16 protein-coding genes are annotated in these 16,154 nt (G+C 65.2%); 7 read left to right on the top strand and 9 right to left on the bottom strand.

The annotated features are described in order from the left end of the window. Window positions 1-255 precede the first annotated feature (255 nt). Window positions 256-1,290: a uroporphyrinogen decarboxylase gene (gene hemE / locus ACROSR_RS10600; RefSeq protein ID WP_432684790.1), complete on the bottom strand. Its 1,035-nt coding sequence runs from the start codon at window positions 1,288-1,290 to the stop codon at window positions 256-258. Window positions 1,291-1,385: 95 nt separating this feature from the next. On the opposite strand from hemE, the gene hemC reads away from it, so the two are divergent. Further along, entirely contained in the window at window positions 1,386-2,333 is a 948-nt protein-coding gene (gene hemC, locus ACROSR_RS10595) for a hydroxymethylbilane synthase (protein WP_432684788.1), read from the top strand. A gap of 7 nt (window positions 2,334-2,340) precedes the next feature. Here the strand turns inward: hemC and ACROSR_RS10590 are convergent, their stop codons facing one another. After that, window positions 2,341-3,846, bottom strand: coding sequence for an NAD(P)H-hydrate dehydratase (locus ACROSR_RS10590; protein ID WP_432684786.1), 1,506 nt, complete (start codon window positions 3,844-3,846; stop codon window positions 2,341-2,343). Window positions 3,847-4,016: 170 nt separating this feature from the next. Here ACROSR_RS10590 and ACROSR_RS10585 point away from each other — a divergent pair, with 170 nt between their 5' ends. The 3 genes from ACROSR_RS10585 to ACROSR_RS10575 all read left to right on the top strand — a co-directional run bounded on the left by ACROSR_RS10585 (window position 4,017) and on the right by ACROSR_RS10575 (window position 6,798). Further along, window positions 4,017-4,355, top strand: coding sequence for a P-II family nitrogen regulator (locus ACROSR_RS10585; protein ID WP_432684784.1), 339 nt, complete (start codon window positions 4,017-4,019; stop codon window positions 4,353-4,355). A 32-nt stretch (window positions 4,356-4,387) separates the two neighbouring features. Continuing rightward, window positions 4,388-5,794, top strand: a complete 1,407-nt coding sequence (gene glnA, locus ACROSR_RS10580; RefSeq protein WP_432684782.1) for a type I glutamate--ammonia ligase — start codon at window positions 4,388-4,390, stop codon at window positions 5,792-5,794. A 242-nt stretch (window positions 5,795-6,036) separates the two neighbouring features. After that, complete coding sequence (locus tag ACROSR_RS10575) at window positions 6,037-6,798, top strand: lytic murein transglycosylase (protein WP_432684896.1); 762 nt, start codon at window positions 6,037-6,039, stop codon at window positions 6,796-6,798. A gap of 6 nt (window positions 6,799-6,804) precedes the next feature. On the opposite strand, the gene ACROSR_RS10570 is transcribed toward ACROSR_RS10575, so the two are convergent. Beyond that, complete coding sequence (locus ACROSR_RS10570) at window positions 6,805-7,536, bottom strand: heme-dependent oxidative N-demethylase family protein (protein WP_432684780.1); 732 nt, start codon at window positions 7,534-7,536, stop codon at window positions 6,805-6,807. Then, a complete protein-coding gene (locus tag ACROSR_RS10565; RefSeq protein WP_432684778.1) occupies window positions 7,533-7,940 on the bottom strand; it encodes a DUF6314 family protein in 408 nt (135 codons plus the stop codon). Before ACROSR_RS10565 ends, ACROSR_RS10570 begins: the two co-directional genes overlap by 4 nt. A gap of 90 nt (window positions 7,941-8,030) precedes the next feature. On the opposite strand from ACROSR_RS10565, the gene purB reads away from it, so the two are divergent. Next, window positions 8,031-9,338, top strand: coding sequence for an adenylosuccinate lyase (gene purB, locus ACROSR_RS10560; RefSeq protein ID WP_432684776.1), 1,308 nt, complete (start codon window positions 8,031-8,033; stop codon window positions 9,336-9,338). 34 nt (window positions 9,339-9,372) lie between these two features. Continuing rightward, complete coding sequence (locus ACROSR_RS10555; RefSeq protein ID WP_432684774.1) at window positions 9,373-9,534, top strand: hypothetical protein; 162 nt, start codon at window positions 9,373-9,375, stop codon at window positions 9,532-9,534. A gap of 71 nt (window positions 9,535-9,605) precedes the next feature. On the opposite strand, the gene ACROSR_RS10550 is transcribed toward ACROSR_RS10555, so the two are convergent. Next, window positions 9,606-10,766, bottom strand: coding sequence for a M20 aminoacylase family protein (locus ACROSR_RS10550; RefSeq protein ID WP_432684772.1), 1,161 nt, complete (start codon window positions 10,764-10,766; stop codon window positions 9,606-9,608). A gap of 177 nt (window positions 10,767-10,943) precedes the next feature. Here ACROSR_RS10550 and ACROSR_RS10545 point away from each other — a divergent pair, with 177 nt between their 5' ends. Then, window positions 10,944-13,001: a DEAD/DEAH box helicase gene (locus tag ACROSR_RS10545; RefSeq protein ID WP_432684770.1), complete on the top strand. Its 2,058-nt coding sequence runs from the start codon at window positions 10,944-10,946 to the stop codon at window positions 12,999-13,001. A gap of 64 nt (window positions 13,002-13,065) precedes the next feature. Here ACROSR_RS10545 and lpdA read toward each other — a convergent pair whose 3' ends face one another. The 4 genes from lpdA to ACROSR_RS10525 all read right to left on the bottom strand — a co-directional run bounded on the left by lpdA (window position 13,066) and on the right by ACROSR_RS10525 (window position 16,151). After that, window positions 13,066-14,460, bottom strand: coding sequence for a dihydrolipoyl dehydrogenase (gene lpdA, locus ACROSR_RS10540; protein ID WP_432684768.1), 1,395 nt, complete (start codon window positions 14,458-14,460; stop codon window positions 13,066-13,068). Between the two features lie 91 nt (window positions 14,461-14,551). Further along, window positions 14,552-14,947: an MAPEG family protein gene (locus ACROSR_RS10535; RefSeq protein ID WP_432684894.1), complete on the bottom strand. Its 396-nt coding sequence runs from the start codon at window positions 14,945-14,947 to the stop codon at window positions 14,552-14,554. Between the two features lie 5 nt (window positions 14,948-14,952). Beyond that, window positions 14,953-15,357, bottom strand: coding sequence for an MAPEG family protein (locus ACROSR_RS10530; RefSeq protein ID WP_432684766.1), 405 nt, complete (start codon window positions 15,355-15,357; stop codon window positions 14,953-14,955). Between the two features lie 95 nt (window positions 15,358-15,452). Then, window positions 15,453-16,151, bottom strand: coding sequence for a hypothetical protein (locus ACROSR_RS10525; protein ID WP_432684764.1), 699 nt, complete (start codon window positions 16,149-16,151; stop codon window positions 15,453-15,455). Window positions 16,152-16,154: the final 3 nt, after the last annotated feature.

The following is a 16,154-nucleotide window of genomic DNA, read 5'->3' as shown; positions in this document are numbered from 1 at the left end:
TGGACGCTGGATGCAGCGGGATTGTGGCGCCAACTGGTGATGTCAGAGATTTTCTTCGACAGCGACACGGGGTTTCATGCATCGTCATGCCACCGGATGTCTTGGCCCCTTCGCACCGAATGGACCGCAAGCAAGTCCAGCCCCGCAGCAGCCCCGATCGCCATCGACCGAGGTGGTTCGCTACGGGGCTTTTGCCCTTGGCGTGACCTTCGGACTTTCGCGGGAATTTCGCGGTCGGCCCGGTCGCGTGCCTGATCACGAGCCGCGGATGGTGTCGATCATGATCTGCACGTTGTCGGGATTGGCATCCGGGGTGATGCCATGGCCAAGGTTGAAGATGTGAGGGCCGTGCTTCAGCGCCTCGACGATCTGGCGGGTCTCGCGGACAAGATCCTCGCCGCCAGTCACCATGTGCGAGGATTTCAGGTTGCCCTGCACGCAGCCGTCTTTCTGGACGTTCTCTGCCACCCAGTCCGGGCTGACGGATTCGTCCACCGCCACGCAATCGGCCCCGGTCGCCGCGTGAAATCCGATATAGGCGTCGCCGGCCTGTCGCGGAAAGGCGATGACGGGAATACCGGGATGGCGCGTCTTCAACTCGGTGATGATGCGCCGGATTGGGGCCACGGAATACCGCTCGAACGCGTCGCCCTTGAGTGACCCTGCCCAGCTGTCGAAGATCTTGACCACCTCTGCCCCGGCCTCGATCTGGGCGGAGAGATATTCGATGGTGCCCTCGGTCAGCGTGTTGATGATGCCCTCGAACACCTCGGGGTTTTCGGCCATCAGCGCATGCGCCGGGCCCTGATCGGGCGTCCCCTTGCCGGCGATCATGTAGGTCGCCACCGTCCACGGCGCGCCGGCAAAGCCGATCAACGTGATGTCGCGGGGCAGTTCCCCGGCCAGATTGCGTACCGTCTGATAGATCGGATTCAGCGTCTCGTGGATGTCGGACACGGGTTTCAGCTTGTCGAACCCGGCACGGTCGGTGATCGTCGACAGCCGCGGCCCCTCGCCGGTGACAAACCACAGGTCCGCGCCAAGCGCCTGCGGCAGCAGCAGGATATCGGCAAACAGGATCGCCGCGTCGAAATCGTAGCGTCGAAGCGGTTGCAGCGTCACCTCGGTCGCCAGATCGCTATTGTAGCACAGGGACAGGAAATCGCCGGCCTTGGCGCGCGTCGCCTTGTATTCCGGCAGGTAGCGCCCGGCCTGCCGCATCATCCAGATCGGCGGCGTGGGCAGCGTTTCTCCGGCAAGGGCGCGCAAAATGGTTTTTTGGTGCGGCATGAAATCCTCCGTTTTGAACCTCGTCGCGTCCGGCGCGCGCGTTGTCAAGCATCGCGGCGCTTGTCAGCTTGGTTTGCGCCGTCTAAACCATCGCCATGACATTGAATCTGCCCACCCCGACCAAACCGCTGAAGATCGGCACGCGCGGCTCGCCGCTGGCACTCGCACAGGCGCACGAGACGCGCGACCGACTGCGCACGGCCTTCGATCTGCCCGAGGATGCCTTTGAAATCAGGGTCATCAAGACCACGGGCGACCGCATCACCGACCGCCCGCTGAAGGATATCGGCGGCAAGGGCCTGTTCACCCGCGAGATCGAGCAGGCGCTGGTGGATGGCGAGATCGACATCGCGGTGCATTCGATGAAGGACATGCCGGTGCTGCAGCCCGAGGGGCTGATGCTGGATACCTACCTGCCGCGCGAGGATTGCCGCGACGCGTTCGTGGCCCCCACGGTCGCCTCGCTGGCCGAACTGCCGGCGGGCGCGAAGGTCGGCACGTCGTCCTTGCGCCGCCGCGCGCAGGTTCTTGTGGCCTACCCGCATCTGGAGGTCGTGGAGTTTCGCGGCAATGTGCAGACGCGGCTGCGCAAGCTCGACGATGGCGTGGCAGCCTGCACGTTCCTTGCAATGGCGGGGCTGAACCGGCTGGACCGCGCCGATATCGCGACCGCGGCGATGGAACCCGACATCATGCTGCCCGCGATTGCGCAAGGCGCCATCGGGATCGAGCGGCGCGCCGACGATCATCACGCCGCCGAGATGCTGAGCGCGCTGCACGACAAGACCACCGGTCAGCAACTGGCGGCCGAGCGCGCGTTCCTCGCCGCGCTGGACGGGTCCTGCGAGACGCCGATCGCCGGTCTGGCCGAGCTTTCGGGCGGCACCCTGCGCCTGCGCGGCGAGATTTTGCGCCCCGATGGCAGCGAATGCCTGAGCGACGATCAATCGGCCGCGATCGAGGACGGAGCGGAACTGGGCCGCGTCATGGCCGCCAAGCTGCTGGCGCAGGCCGGCGAGGGCTTTTTCGACTGGCGGGCGTGACGCCGGCTCAGACCCCGCGCAGCACCTTCGGCACCTCCTCGGGCAGATCCTCGGCGATGAGGCCGGGACCGAACGAGAGCGCGCAGTCGACATGCATCCGCGCCGCGGCCTCGGCCGCGGCCATGGGGGCATATCCGCGTGCCAGAAGCCCGGTGATGAACCCGGCCAGCACGTCGCCCGACCCGGCGGTTGCCAGTTGCGGGGCGGCACGGTCGTAGGCGGCCGCGCACAGGCTGCACCGGCCGGACGGGTCGGCAATCACGGTATCGGGGCCCTTGAACAGCACGACACAGCCCGCGCGCGCCGCCGCCTCACGGGTCGCGTCGAGCTTGGAATAGGCCGGGCCCTTGGTGGGTGTCGCGCGCATCCGGTCGGCAATATCTGGGAAAAGCCGCGCGAATTCCCCCCCATGAGGCGTCAGCACGCAGCCCGCGTGGAGCTGGTCGAACAGCGCGTGCGGTGCGTCCGCGTACGCCGTCAGCGCATCGGCATCCAGAACGATTCCCGGCGCGTGCGCCGCGCGCAACGCCGCCGGAACAAGCGCCCGCGCCCGCGCGTCACCCAGCCCCGGCCCAAGGCAAAGCGCGGTCAGGCGCGAATCCTCCAGCACCTCGGCAAGCGCGGCGTCGTCGTCGATACGGCGCAGCATCAGCGCAGTGATCTGACACGCCACCTCCTGCTGCGCGGCCCCCGGCGGCCCCAGCGTCACCAGCCCTGCCCCGATCCGCAACGCGCCGCGCGCCGCGAGTCGCGCCGCGCCCGTGCGCCCTGCCCCGCCGGTCAGGACCAGCGCGTGCCCGTGCGAATACTTGTGACCGGCGGACGTCTTTCGCAGCGTTTGGGCGTCGGGTGCGGGGCACAATCGGATGGTCTGCTCGGCAGAATGATGCGCCAGCCCGATATCCGCCACTGCAAGATGCCCGCATTGCGCCGGACCGTCGGCGAGGTAATGCCCCGGCTTTGCGGCGTGGAACGTCACCGTGAGATCGGCACGCATCGCGGCACCCAGCACCCGACCGCTATCGGCACACAGGCCCGACGGGATATCCACCGCCATCACACGCGCTGCAGTCTTTTCGGTGAGCTGCCGCAGCAGCCCTTCGAGCGGCCGGGTCAGCCCGGTGCCGAAAAGCGCATCCACCAGCAGCGCGCCCGGTTCCGCCTCGCGTGCCGCATCAAGCGGCGCGGTCTCGCCCAGCTCGGACCAGCGGCGGTAATTCGTGTGCGCGTCGGGCGGCAGGCGGCCGGGGTCGCCCAGACAGAACACCGCCACCTGCCAGCCTTTCCGGGCCAACAGCCGCGCGATCACGTATCCGTCGCCGCCATTGTTGCCCGGCCCGCACAGCACCATCGCCCGCGGCGTGGCACCGGCCAGGTCCGGCCATTGCGCGAGGATCGCGTCGACACAGGCTTTGCCTGCCCGCTCCATCAGGTCCAGCCCGCTTGCCGCGCCAGAGTCCATGGCCGCAGCCTCGGCCCGGCGCATTTGTTCAGATGTCAGCACGTCGTCCATGATCTCTCCTTCGGCGTTTCACTTATGATGAATTTTTCATCTTTTGGCATGATTTTTGGGCACGCCATGCCCGGCGCTTTCGAAAATCCCTGCCGGACGGCCTAACCGATTGAGCCCCCGGTCGAGAAGTGATCTGCCCGTTATGAACGCAGACGGAGGAGGTTCCGCCCATGAAAAAGATCGAAGCGATCATAAAGCCCTTCAAGCTCGACGAGGTGAAGGAAGCGTTGCAGGATGCGGGCATTCAGGGCCTATCGGTCATCGAGGTCAAGGGGTTCGGTCGCCAGAAGGGCCATACCGAGTTGTATCGCGGGGCCGAATACGTGGTCGATTTCCTGCCCAAGGTGAAGATCGACGTCGTGCTCGACGATGATCAGGTCGATGCGGCCATCGAGGCGATCATCGACGCCGCGAAGACCGACAAGATCGGCGATGGCAAGATCTTCGTCAGCCCGGTCGAGCAGGCCATCCGTATCCGCACCGGCGAACACGGGCCGGACGCGCTTTAACACCCATTCCAAGCAAGAAAAGGAAAGAGAGAATGAGCAAGGACGCGACTCTCAAGCAGATCAAGGACGAGGATATCGAATATGTCGATATCCGGTTCACCGATCCGCGCGGCAAGATGCAACACGTGACGGTGATGGCCGACCAGGTTGACGAGGACTTTCTCGACGAGGGGTTCATGTTCGACGGATCGTCGATCCAGGGGTGGAAGTCCATCGAGGCGTCGGACATGAAGCTGATGCCCGCCTTCGACAGCGCGTATGTCGATCCGTTCTATGCCGAAAAGACGCTGTGCCTGCATTGCTCGGTGGTCGAGCCGGACACGGGCGAACCCTATAACCGCGATCCGCGCGGCACCGCCGAAAAGGCCGAGGCCTATCTCAAATCCTCGGGCGTCGGCGACGTGTCCTACTGGGGTCCCGAGGCCGAGTTCTTCCTGTTCGACGACGTGCGCGTGAGCAACAAGATCAACAAGGTGGGCTACGAGCTCGACGCGATGGACGGCTCGTGGAACACCGACACCGAGTACGAGATGGGCAATACCGGCCACCGCCCCGGCGTCAAGGGCGGCTATTTCCCGGTCAACCCGATCGATGACGGTCAGGACATCCGGTCGGAAATGCTGTCGACGATGAAACGCCTCGGCATGAAGGTGGACATGCACCATCACGAGGTGGCCTCGTGCCAGCACGAGCTTGGCCTGATCTTCGGCAGCCTGACCAAGCAGGCCGACGAGTTGCAGAAATACAAGTACGTGATCCACAACGTGGCGCAGGCCTACGGCAAGACCGCGACCTTCATGCCCAAGCCGCTTTACGGCGACAACGGCACCGGCATGCATGTCAACATGTCGATCTGGAAAGACAACAAGCCGCTGTTCGCCGGCGACAAGTACGCCGATCTCAGCCAGGAGGCGCTGTGGTTCATCGGCGGCATCCTCAAGCACGCCAAGACGCTCAACGCCTTCACCAACCCTTCGACCAACAGCTACAAGCGGCTGATCCCCGGTTTCGAGGCGCCGGTGCTGCGGGCCTATTCGGCGCGCAACCGCTCGGGCTGCGTGCGAATCCCGTGGACCGAGAACCCCAAGGCCAAGCGTGTCGAGGCCCGCTTCCCCGATCCCTCGGCCAACCCGTACCTGTGCTTTGCCGCGCTGCTGATGGCCGGCATCGACGGGATCAAGTCCAAGATCGATCCGGGCGAGGCGATGGACAAGAACCTGTACGATCTGCCCGCCGAAGAGCTGGAAGGCATCCCGACGGTCTGCGGCAGCCTGCGCGAGGCCATGGACGCACTGGCCGCCGATCACGAGTTCCTGCTGGCCGGCGACGTGTTCACCAAGGACCAGATCGACGGCTACATGGAGCTGAAGATGGAAGAGATCGAGATGTACGAGCATACGCCGCACCCGATCGAATTCCTGCTGTACTACAGCTGCTGAGGGCCGACAGGCTCGGGCGGCATGACACGGGGCACCCCCTTGCGGGGTGCCCTTTTTCTTTCGGGGATTATCGCGGAAACGCCCCGTCGCGGATCGGATCGACATCCCCGGACATATCGCGCTTTGCGGTGGGACCGAAACCGCGCTACGCTCCCCTGAAACCTCAGGATGGGAGATGCCGCATGTTGAACCCCCGCAGAATCCGGAACCTGACGCAGTGCATCGGCCTCGCGCTTGGCCTCATGATCGGCGCTGCGCCGGCCGTCGCGGCCCAATGCGGGGATACCCCAGCCGGGTTCGAAGGATGGAAACGTGACTTTGAAGCCAAGGCCGCGGCGGACGGCGTCGGGGCACAGGGTCAGCAGGCGCTGCGCGCAGCCTCATATTCACACCGCACCATCTCGGCGGATCGCAACCAGAAAAGCTTTCGCTACAGCCTGCAGAAATTCATGCAGATCCGCGGTGCCGATACCATCGTCGCACAGGGCAGGCAGCGGCGCGCCCGCGACGCAGCCTTCTACGATGCGCTGGAACGCAACTACGGCGTGCCCGCCGGCATCCTGATCGCGATTCACGGCATGGAAACCGGCTTTGGCCGGTTCATGGGCGACACACAGGTGGTCTCGGCCATCGTGACCCTGACCTATGATTGCCGCCGGTCGGATTTCTTCCGCCCGCATGCCATCGGCGCGCTGAAACTGGTGGATCGCGGCAGCATCACCGGCCAGACGAAAGGCGCGCGACACGGCGAATTGGGCCACACGCAATTCCTGCCGGGCAATGCGTTGACCTACGGCGTGGACGGCAATGGCGACGGGCGCATCGATCTATACAACCTGACCGATGCCATGGCCTCGACCGCGAATTTCCTTCGGCAGAAAGGCTGGCAGCCCGGCAGGGGATATCAGGAAGGTCAGCCCAATTTCGCGGTGATCGAACAATGGAACGCCGCCACCGTCTACCAAAAGGCGATCGCGATCATGGCGGCGCGCATCGACGGCTAAACCGGCCTATTCCGCGCGCCGGTCGATCACATAGGTGTGGATCGAGAACACGCAGGCACGGGTCTCGGGCAGGCGCAGCACGCACTGGCGTTCGGACCGCAGGTAGCGGTGATGGGCCGCTTCGGTCGGTCGCACGCGCGAGCGCGGCTGGTGCAGGGTGGGATCGGCGTAGTGCAGCGCGTTGAACCGCCAGAGCGGACGCCCCACCTGCACCCCGTCGAACAGCCGCTGCACCCGGCGCGCAAGGCCTGCATCGTATTCCGGCACGGGCACGTGGATCTCGGTCAGCGGGCGCCCGATCTTGTCGGCCAGACGCCAGCTGGCCGGAAAGCACAACACCGCGGCGGTCAGCACATGTTCGTCGCCGCGATGCTCCATCACGCACAGATCCTCCTGCACCAGATGCCCCAGCGTGCCCATCGGATCGTCGCGGTCGATCGCCACGCGCACACCGTCGGGCCGCAGCACGCTGTCCGCATCGACCACATACGCGTCGCCATGCGCGCCCAGCCAGTCCAGCACATGCTGCAACAGCTCGTCCATCGCGGGCTGCGCGCCTTCGGTCACGGCCAGCACATCGCCGCGCCGCTCCGAAAGAAGCCGCGCGCGTTCCGCCATCTGCGCGCCGAACGCCTCATCCACCTGCAGCCACGTCGCTGGATCGAGCGGCGCGATGCCCGGCAGCGGGCGCCGCGCATCGACATCAAAGGGCAGGTCGTGTTGCAGGATCGCGGTCATGTCCCCTCCGGTCTGTAATGCGTCGTCATGCGGTAATCCTTGCGGGGTCCCCGGACCCGCCATGTGACGGAAAACGACGGCCAATCCCCGAAATCATAGACCCCGTCATACTGGTCGGGATCACACCAATGCGCGGCCGCGCCCCCCTCGGGCGGGACATGATGAAAGAAACGGCCATCCGCGAAGAACACGCCCAGATGAGCATCCCAGTGATAGCTGCGGTGCACCCGCATCGGCGCATGGCCCGGCAGACGCATCTCGCCCGTCTCGGTATAGCGCAACCCGTTGCGGTCGGCGGCCCAGACCGCGCACCCGGTGACACAGCCCGTGCGGCCGTCGCGCTCGACCACCGCGCGACTGAACGCCCACGTGCCTTCGAAATCCTGCAACCGCCTCAGGCGCATCTGGCCTGTCCCCCTCGTCTTGCCGTGTCGCGCCCGACTGACTACAACCCCCGCAGCACAGTTGCCACACCCACCTGCAAGGACGCCCCCATGATCCCCCGATACTCCCGCCCCGAGATGGTCGCCATCTGGGACCCCGCCACGAAGTTCCGCATATGGTATGAAATCGAGGCGCATGCCGGCGACGCGATGGCGGATCTCGGCGTGATCCCGCGCGAGAACGCCGATGCCGTGTGGAAGGCGAACGATGTCACCTTCGACGTCGCCCGCATCGACGAGATCGAGGCCGAGACGCGGCATGACGTGATCGCCTTCCTCACCCACCTGGCCGAGCATGTGGGTTCTGACGCCGCGCGCTTCGTGCACCAGGGCATGACCAGTTCGGACGTTCTGGATACCTGTTTCAACATCCAGCTGACGCGCGCCGCCGATATCCTGATCGCCGATGTCGAGGGGCTGCTGGCCGCGCTCAAGCGCCGCGCGTTCGAGCACAAGGATACCATCCGCATCGGTCGCAGCCACGGCATCCATGCGGAACCGACGACCATGGGCCTGACCTTCGCGCGGTTCCATGCGGAAATGGACCGCAACCTGACGCGCCTGCGCACCGCCCGCGACGAGATCGCGACGGGGGCGGTTTCCGGCGCGGTCGGCACCTTCGCCAATGTCGACCCAGGCGTCGAGGTGCATGTCTGCGAAAAGCTCGGGCTGAAGCCCGAGCCCATCAGCACGCAGGTGATCCCGCGCGACCGGCACGCGGCGTTCTTCGCCACGCTCGGCGTGGTCGCCTCGTCGGTCGAAAACATCGCGACCGAGATCCGCCACATGCAGCGCACCGAAGTGCTGGAGGCGGCCGAGTTCTTCTCGATGGGCCAGAAGGGTTCGTCGGCGATGCCGCACAAGAAGAATCCGGTGCTGACCGAGAACCTGACGGGTCTGGCGCGGATGGTCCGATCGATGGTCATCCCGGCGATGGAAAACGTGGCGCTCTGGCACGAGCGCGACATCTCCCATTCCTCGGTCGAGCGCAACATCGGCCCCGACGCCACCGTCACGCTGGATTTTGCGCTGGCACGGTTGACCGGCGTCATCGACAAGCTGATCGTGTATCCCGACAACATGCTGGCCAACATGAACAAGTTTCCCGGCCTCGTGATGAGCCAGCGGGTGCTGCTGGCCCTCACGCAGGCCGGTGTCAGCCGCGAGGATGCCTACCGCCTCGTGCAACGCAACGCGCTCAAGGTCTGGGAGACGGGCGTCGATTTCCGCACGGAACTGTTGAACGATCCCGAGGTCACCGCGGCGCTCAGCCCGGCGGAAATCGATGAGAAATTCGACTTGGGCTACCACACCAAGCATGTGGACACGATTTTCGCGCGGGTTTTCGGAGAATCGTGATATTCTGCAGCCCTACGAAACCGGGAGACAGATCATGAAGATGAAATTCGGACTTGCCGCCCTCGTGCTCGCCGCGATGCCCTCGTTTGCAATGGCCCAATGTGGTCATGGCAAGGACCGTCAGGCGATGACCTGCGCCGAAGGCACGAGCTTCGACAGCGCGACCGGCACCTGCCAGCCCGTCGCGTCGAGCTGACACTTAACCGGGGCGGACACGGCCCGCCCCGGCTTCATCTTTCTGAAAATACTCGTTTTTCCTGATCGCCCTCAGGCGGGCATGCGGGTCTCGACGACTTCGGCCCACCAGCTGCATCCTGCGGGAATCGCCGCGTCATTGAAATCGTAATCGGGGTTGTGGACCATCGCCGTATCGCCGTTGCCCACGAGGATGTAGGCGCCGGGACGCTCCTCCAGCATGAAGGCGAAATCCTCGCCGCCCATCACCAGAGGGGCCTCGTCGCAGGTGCCGGCCACGCGGGTCGCGACCTCGGCGGCAAAGCCGGCCTGATCCTCGTGGTTGACCATCACGGGATATCCGCGGTGATATGTCACGTCCGCCTGACCGCCCAGACCGGCCGCGCCCTGCTCGCAGATCTCGCGCAGGCGGGTCTCTGCAAGGTCACGCATTTGCGTGCTCATGGTCCGCACGGTGCCTCGCAGGTGCACGCTTTGCGGGATGACGTTGAAGGCGTTCGACGAGGTCTGGAACGAGGTCACCGACACCACCACCTGATCGACCGGGTCGGCGTTACGGCTGGCGATGGTCTGTAGCATCGTGACCAGATGCGCGGCCATGACGGTTGGGTCTACCGTCTCGTGCGGCTTTGCGGCATGCCCGCCCCGGCCGGTCACCTCGATATCGAACTGGTCGGTGGCGGCAAAGAACGCCCCCGGACGGATGGCAAAGCTGCCCACCGGCCGGCCGGGCCAGTTATGCATGCCGTAGACCTCCTGGATGCCGAAACGCTCCATCAGACCGTCCTCGCACATCTCGCGGGCGCCCGCGCCGCCCTCTTCGGCGGGCTGGAAGATCACCACCACCGTGCCGTCGAAATTGCGCGTCTCGGCAAGGTATTGCGCCGCTCCAAGCAGCATCGCCGTGTGCCCGTCATGGCCGCAGGCATGCATCGCGCCCTCGGTCTTGCTGGCATACTCGACGCCGGTCGCCTCGTGGATGGGCAGCGCGTCCATGTCGGCGCGCAGCCCGATCACCTTGCCCGATCCGGTCGCCTTGCCCTTGATCACGCCCACCACGCCGGTGCGTCCGATCCCCGTCGCCACCTCGTCACAGCCAAAGCTGCGCAGCTTGTCGGCCACCAGCGCACTGGTGCGGTGCGTTTCGTACAGGATTTCGGGGTTGGCATGGATGTCGCGGCGCCATTCGGTGATATCGTCGTGCAATTCGGCAAAGCGGTTCTTGACGGGCATCGGGTCTGTTCTCCTGCGGGTAATCCTTGGTGGGCGCACCGTGGCGTATTCGGGTACCGGGGACAAGGGCCATGGGGCGAGGCACTGATTCGCGATATACATCCCCACCCGAAGGCGTTAGGGATCCCTGCCTGCGCCTTTTCGCGCGCCACTCATTCCCAAGGTCTCTGCTCCCCGATGATTCCCCCTTCGCTTTCCTCCGCCCTTGCCGCCCGCGGCTACGATACGCTGACCCCCGTCCAAGAGGCGGTGACCGATCCCGCGCTCGGGCAGTCCGATCTGCTGGTCTCGGCCCAGACCGGATCCGGCAAGACGGTCGGCTTCGGCCTTGCCATCGCGCCCACCCTGATGGATGGCGGGGATACCCTGCCACCCGCGAGCGCCCCTCTGGCGCTGATCGTCGCGCCGACGCGCGAATTGGCGCTGCAGGTGATGCGCGAACTGAGCTGGCTTTACGCCGGGGCCAATGCGCGGGTGGTGACCTGCGTGGGCGGCATGGATGCCCGCGACGAGCGCCGCGCGCTGGAACGGGGCGCGCATATCGTGGTCGGCACGCCCGGACGCCTGTGCGACCATATCAATCGCGGCGCGCTCGACATGACGGGGCTGCGCGCCGTGGTGCTCGACGAGGCCGACGAGATGCTCGATCTCGGGTTCCGCGAGGATCTCGAATTCATGCTGGCCGCCGCCCCCGAGGGGCGCCGCACGATGATGTTCTCGGCCACCGTGCCGCCGATGATCGCCAAACTGGCTGAAAAGTTCCAGCGTGACGCGCAACGCGTGACGACGCTGACCGGGGCCACGCAGCATGCCGATATCGCCTATCAGGCGCTGCGCGTCGCGCCGCAGGATGCCGAAGGCGCGGTGATCAACCTGCTGCGCTATCACGATGCCCAGAACGCGATCGTCTTTGCCAACACGCGCGCCATGGTCGCGCGCCTGACCGCGCGGCTGGCCAATCGCGGCTTTGCCGTCGTGTCGCTGTCGGGCGAGCTGAGCCAGTCCGAGCGGACCCACGCCCTTCAGGCGATGCGTGACGGGCGCGCCAAGGTCTGCGTCGCCACTGACGTGGCGGCGCGCGGGATCGACCTGCCCAATCTCGACCTCGTGGTGCATGCCGAACTGCCTTCAAATGCCGACGGGCTGCTGCACCGCTCGGGGCGGACGGGGCGCGCGGGGCGCAAGGGGATCTCGGCGCTGATCGTCCCGGTCAAGGCGGTAAAAAAGGCCGAGCGTCTGCTGAAGACCGCGCGCATCACGGCCGAGTGGACGACGCCGCCCAGTGCCAGCGATATCGAGGCGCAGGATCACGCCCGTCTTCTGGCCGATCCGGTGTGGTCCGAGGCCCCGACCGAGGCCGAGGCCGCCTTCGCCACCGAGCTTCTGGCGCAGCACGCGCCCGCGCAGATCGCCGCCGCCTACCTGCGGCTGTATCGCGCGCGCGTGTCGGCCCCCGAGGATCTGAGCGCACCGGACGCGGCGCCGCCCGCCCGCGAGCGCACGCCCTTCGGACCCAGCACATGGTTCGCGCTGTCTGTCGGGGCGAACGACCGGGCCGAGGCACGCTGGCTGCTGCCACTGCTGTGCCGGGCGGGCAATCTCGACAAATCGAGCATCGGCGCGATCCGCGTGCAGCCGGACGAGACCTTCGTGGAACTGTCCGAGCCGGCGGCCGCAGGGTTTCTCAAGGCTCTCGGGGCGGATGGCGCGCTTGACGAGGGGATCACCGCACGCAAGCTTGACGGTGCGCCGGACGCGACGCAGGCCCCCCGCCCGCCCCGCGACGCCGCACCACGTCCGGCGCCCAAGCCGCGGGCCAAGCCACAGGGCAAACCGGACCGGCCAAGACCCGACCGCATGGCGCAAGCGGTCGAAAGCGGGGCGGTGACGCCCGCCAAACCCGCAAGGGACGCCGACCCGAAGAAGCCGGCCCAGCCCGCGCGCAAGGAAAAACCCGTTGGAAAGCCCGCGGCGAAGACCGGTGGCAAGCCGTTCGACAAGGCAAAGGGAAAACCGGCCCCCAAGGGGGCCGATGCGACGCCGTCCGCCAAGACACGGCACAGCGCACCGGCATCCGACACGTCGAAACGCTTTACCCCGCCGGGTGCCGCCAGGACGCCGGGCAAAGGCAAACCGGGTACGGGGAAGCCGGGGGCAGGCAAATCAGCGTCGAATGCCAAGGGCGCCCCGTCCCGTTCGGGCGCCGGTGACCCGGCCAAACGCCGCAAGCCCTGAACACAAGCCGGTCGATCCGCCCGCGCACGGCAACGCGCGGGCGGATCGACGACCTGCAAGCCTGTTACGCGTGGATAGCCCCGTCGCCGCAGGCCAGTGCCGCCTCGCGCACCGCCTCGGAATAGGTCGGATGCGCGTGGCAGGTCAGGGCCAGGTCCTCGGCCGCTGCGCCGAATTCCATCGCGACGCAGATCTCGTGAATGAGATCGCCGGCCATCGGGCCGATGATATGCGCGCCGAGGATCCGGTCCGTTTCCTTGTCGGCGAGGATCTTGACGAAGCCGTCGGCGGCGAAATTGGCCTTGGCGCGGCCATTGCCCATGAACGAGAACTTGCCGACCTTGTAGGCACGGCCCGCCTCCTTGAGGCTCTCCTCGGTCTCGCCGACATTGGCGACCTCGGGGTGGGTGTAGATCACGCCGGGGATCACGCCGTAATTCACGTGCCCGTGCTTGCCGGCCAGAACCTCGGCCACCGCCATGCCCTCGTCCTCGGCCTTGTGGGCGAGCATCGGCCCCTCGATCACGTCGCCGATGGCATAGACGCCCTTGACGTTCGTCTGCCAGTCCTTGGCCACCGCGATCTGGCCGCGCTTGGTCATCTCGACGCCGAGCGAGTCGAGCCCCAGCCCCTCGGTGTAGGGTTTGCGCCCGGTGGCCACGAGGACCACGTCAGCGTCGATCTGATGCTCGCTGTCATCCTTGCGCAACTTGTAATGCACCTTGGCCTTGGTCTTGAGCGTCTCGACGGTGTGCACCGCGGCGCCCATCACGAAATTCAGCCCCTGTTTCTTGAGGATCTTCTGGAAGCCCTTCTGCACTTCGGCGTCCATACCGGGGGTGATCGCGTCTAGAAACTCGACCACCGTCACCTCGGTCCCGAGCCGTGCATAAACGCTGCCCATCTCCAGCCCGATCACGCCGCCGCCGATGACGACCATGGATTTCGGCACCTTTGGCAGTTCCAGCGCGCCGGTGGAGGTGACGACGATCTTCTCGTCGATCGTGACATCGGCGCCGGGCACGGTGGCCGCATCCGAGCCGGAGGCGATGACGATGTTCTTGGCCTGGTGGGTGTCGTCGCCGACCTTGACCTTGCCGGCCTCAGGGATACTGCCCCAGCCCTTGAGCCAGTCGATCTTGTTCTTCTTGAACAGGAATTCGATGCCCTTGGTGTTCTGGCCGATGGTGTCGGTCTTGTAGGCCTGCATATGTTGCCAGTCGACCGAGGGGGATTTGCCCTTGAGGCCCATCTTGGCAAAATTGTGTTCGGCCTCATGCAGTTGGTGGGTGGCATGCAGCAGCGCCTTGGAGGGGATGCAGCCGACGTTGAGGCAGGTGCCACCAAGCGTCTCGCGGCCCTCGACAACGGCGGTTTTCAGGCCAAGCTGCGCGCAGCGGATGGCGCAGACATAGCCGCCGGGGCCGGAGCCGAGGATGATCACGTCATATGAGGCCATTGGGTGTCCTTTCTGATATGCGGGGTCCTGGGGCGCTGCCCCCTTGGCCTTCGGCCAATTCCCCCGGAGTATTTCGGGAAAGATGAAGCATCTAGAAGAGCGCCGCCAGAAGCATCAGCAGCGTGGCGATAAAGCCCACGGCCCAGATCAGCGATCGCCACGGGTTGAGGCCGAAGTAATAGGCCGGGATGTAGAGCACGCGGGCGCCGAGATAGGTGAAGGCGAAAGCGGCGGTGAAGGCGGTGGACTTGTCGGCCAGCGTGACGGTGACGCAGGCGATGGTGAAGAGGATCAGCCCCTCGAAATGATTGTTGAGCGCGCGTTGCAGACGGGCGGTCTTGTCCGACAGCGGGCGCGAGGGGTCGCGGTCGCGGGCGGACATCGTGTAGCCGGGGCCGAGCTCGCGGTTCGCGGGGATGGCGAAGAGCGCGAATTGCAGGGCCTGCAGCAGCGCGGCGAGGGTGAGCGCGGTGAGTTCGGGGGGCATGGCGGTCATGTCAGCGGCGCCGTCAGCGCGATCAGGTAGAGGAACAGGGTCGCGAGGAACCCGGCGGCCCAGACGGCCGTTCGCGCATAGGGGATGCCCAGCGGGTAGAGCACCGCGAAGGCGATCCTTGCGGCCACGAAGATCTGCATGGCAAGCACCGTCTGCGGAATCGCGACGCCGCCGATTTCCACCAGTAGCACCGCGGGCGCGACCAGCGCGAGGGCAATAACGGAATTGTCCACCGTGCGGCGCAGCCGTTCCGGCACGGTGCCGAGCGGTTTCTGGGCGTCACGCGGGCCGGACAGGTAGGGCAGGCCGACGGTCAGCGCGGCGGCGCCGACCTGCACCACCATCGTGATCGCCACGATCAGGGCGTAGAATGCTAGGAGGTGCGGTTCGGAATAGAGCACGGTGGGTCCTATCGATCGAGGAGTGTGTTACACGCAGCCGTTTACCGGGGCGCGGGGAGGGTGAGTATGGTGAGTTCTGGGGTCATTGGGTCTGGTCAAAACGGTATTTCATCATTGCTTTGATCTTTCGGCGTTTCGCGTAGATCTTGGATCTGAAGTTTCTTCTTACTTTCCGCAATTAAGGATTGTTCACTTTCTTCTTCCCGTTTGTCGGCGCCAATCAGCGCAGAAATTGTGCCGATTGCGGCGGGTAGATCAGCGAGCAAGGATGTCGTCCCAACCGCGAAGGCACCAAGCGCCGCCAACAAGACACCAACACGAGCAATATCTGTTTTCGACTCGAAAGTAAGTATTTGTAGCTGGTCTACAATTTTGGAAGCTTCCAGCTTTCTTTCTTCAGAAATATCAGAGAGGTTTATCATCGAGCGCAGCTTGTCGATGTTATGCAGAATTTCTTTCCTCGTCGGCCGCGAGAGCGTGACAGAGTATGAAGAGTTTTGCATGCTTACGCGCAGACTCAGACGAGTTGCCAAAGCTGCAACACTTGCTCGAAACGGATCAAAGTCCTCGCGAATATTGCCCGGAGAGATCTGCAACAGCTCGCCGATCCCTAATTCTTCTGCTGCAGCAGTAATAATTTGAACATATTCAAGCAATTCATACGTTTCATTACCGCCGTTGTTCATATCAGAGCGTTCATCCAAACGCTTCTCAACCAAGTCACGCAGTTGCAGCCAACGAGCCTCCGGCTCTAGAGGCAGGTCCGTAAAATCGTTGGCTGCAATTAGTGACATTCG

Origin of the sequence: Roseovarius tibetensis, from assembly GCF_050896375.1 — a bacterium.
In the GTDB taxonomy this organism is placed as follows: domain Bacteria; phylum Pseudomonadota; class Alphaproteobacteria; order Rhodobacterales; family Rhodobacteraceae; genus Roseovarius; species Roseovarius tibetensis.
Note: the sequence above shows the minus strand (reverse complement) of the source record. Positions and strands in the feature narration are given on the sequence as shown.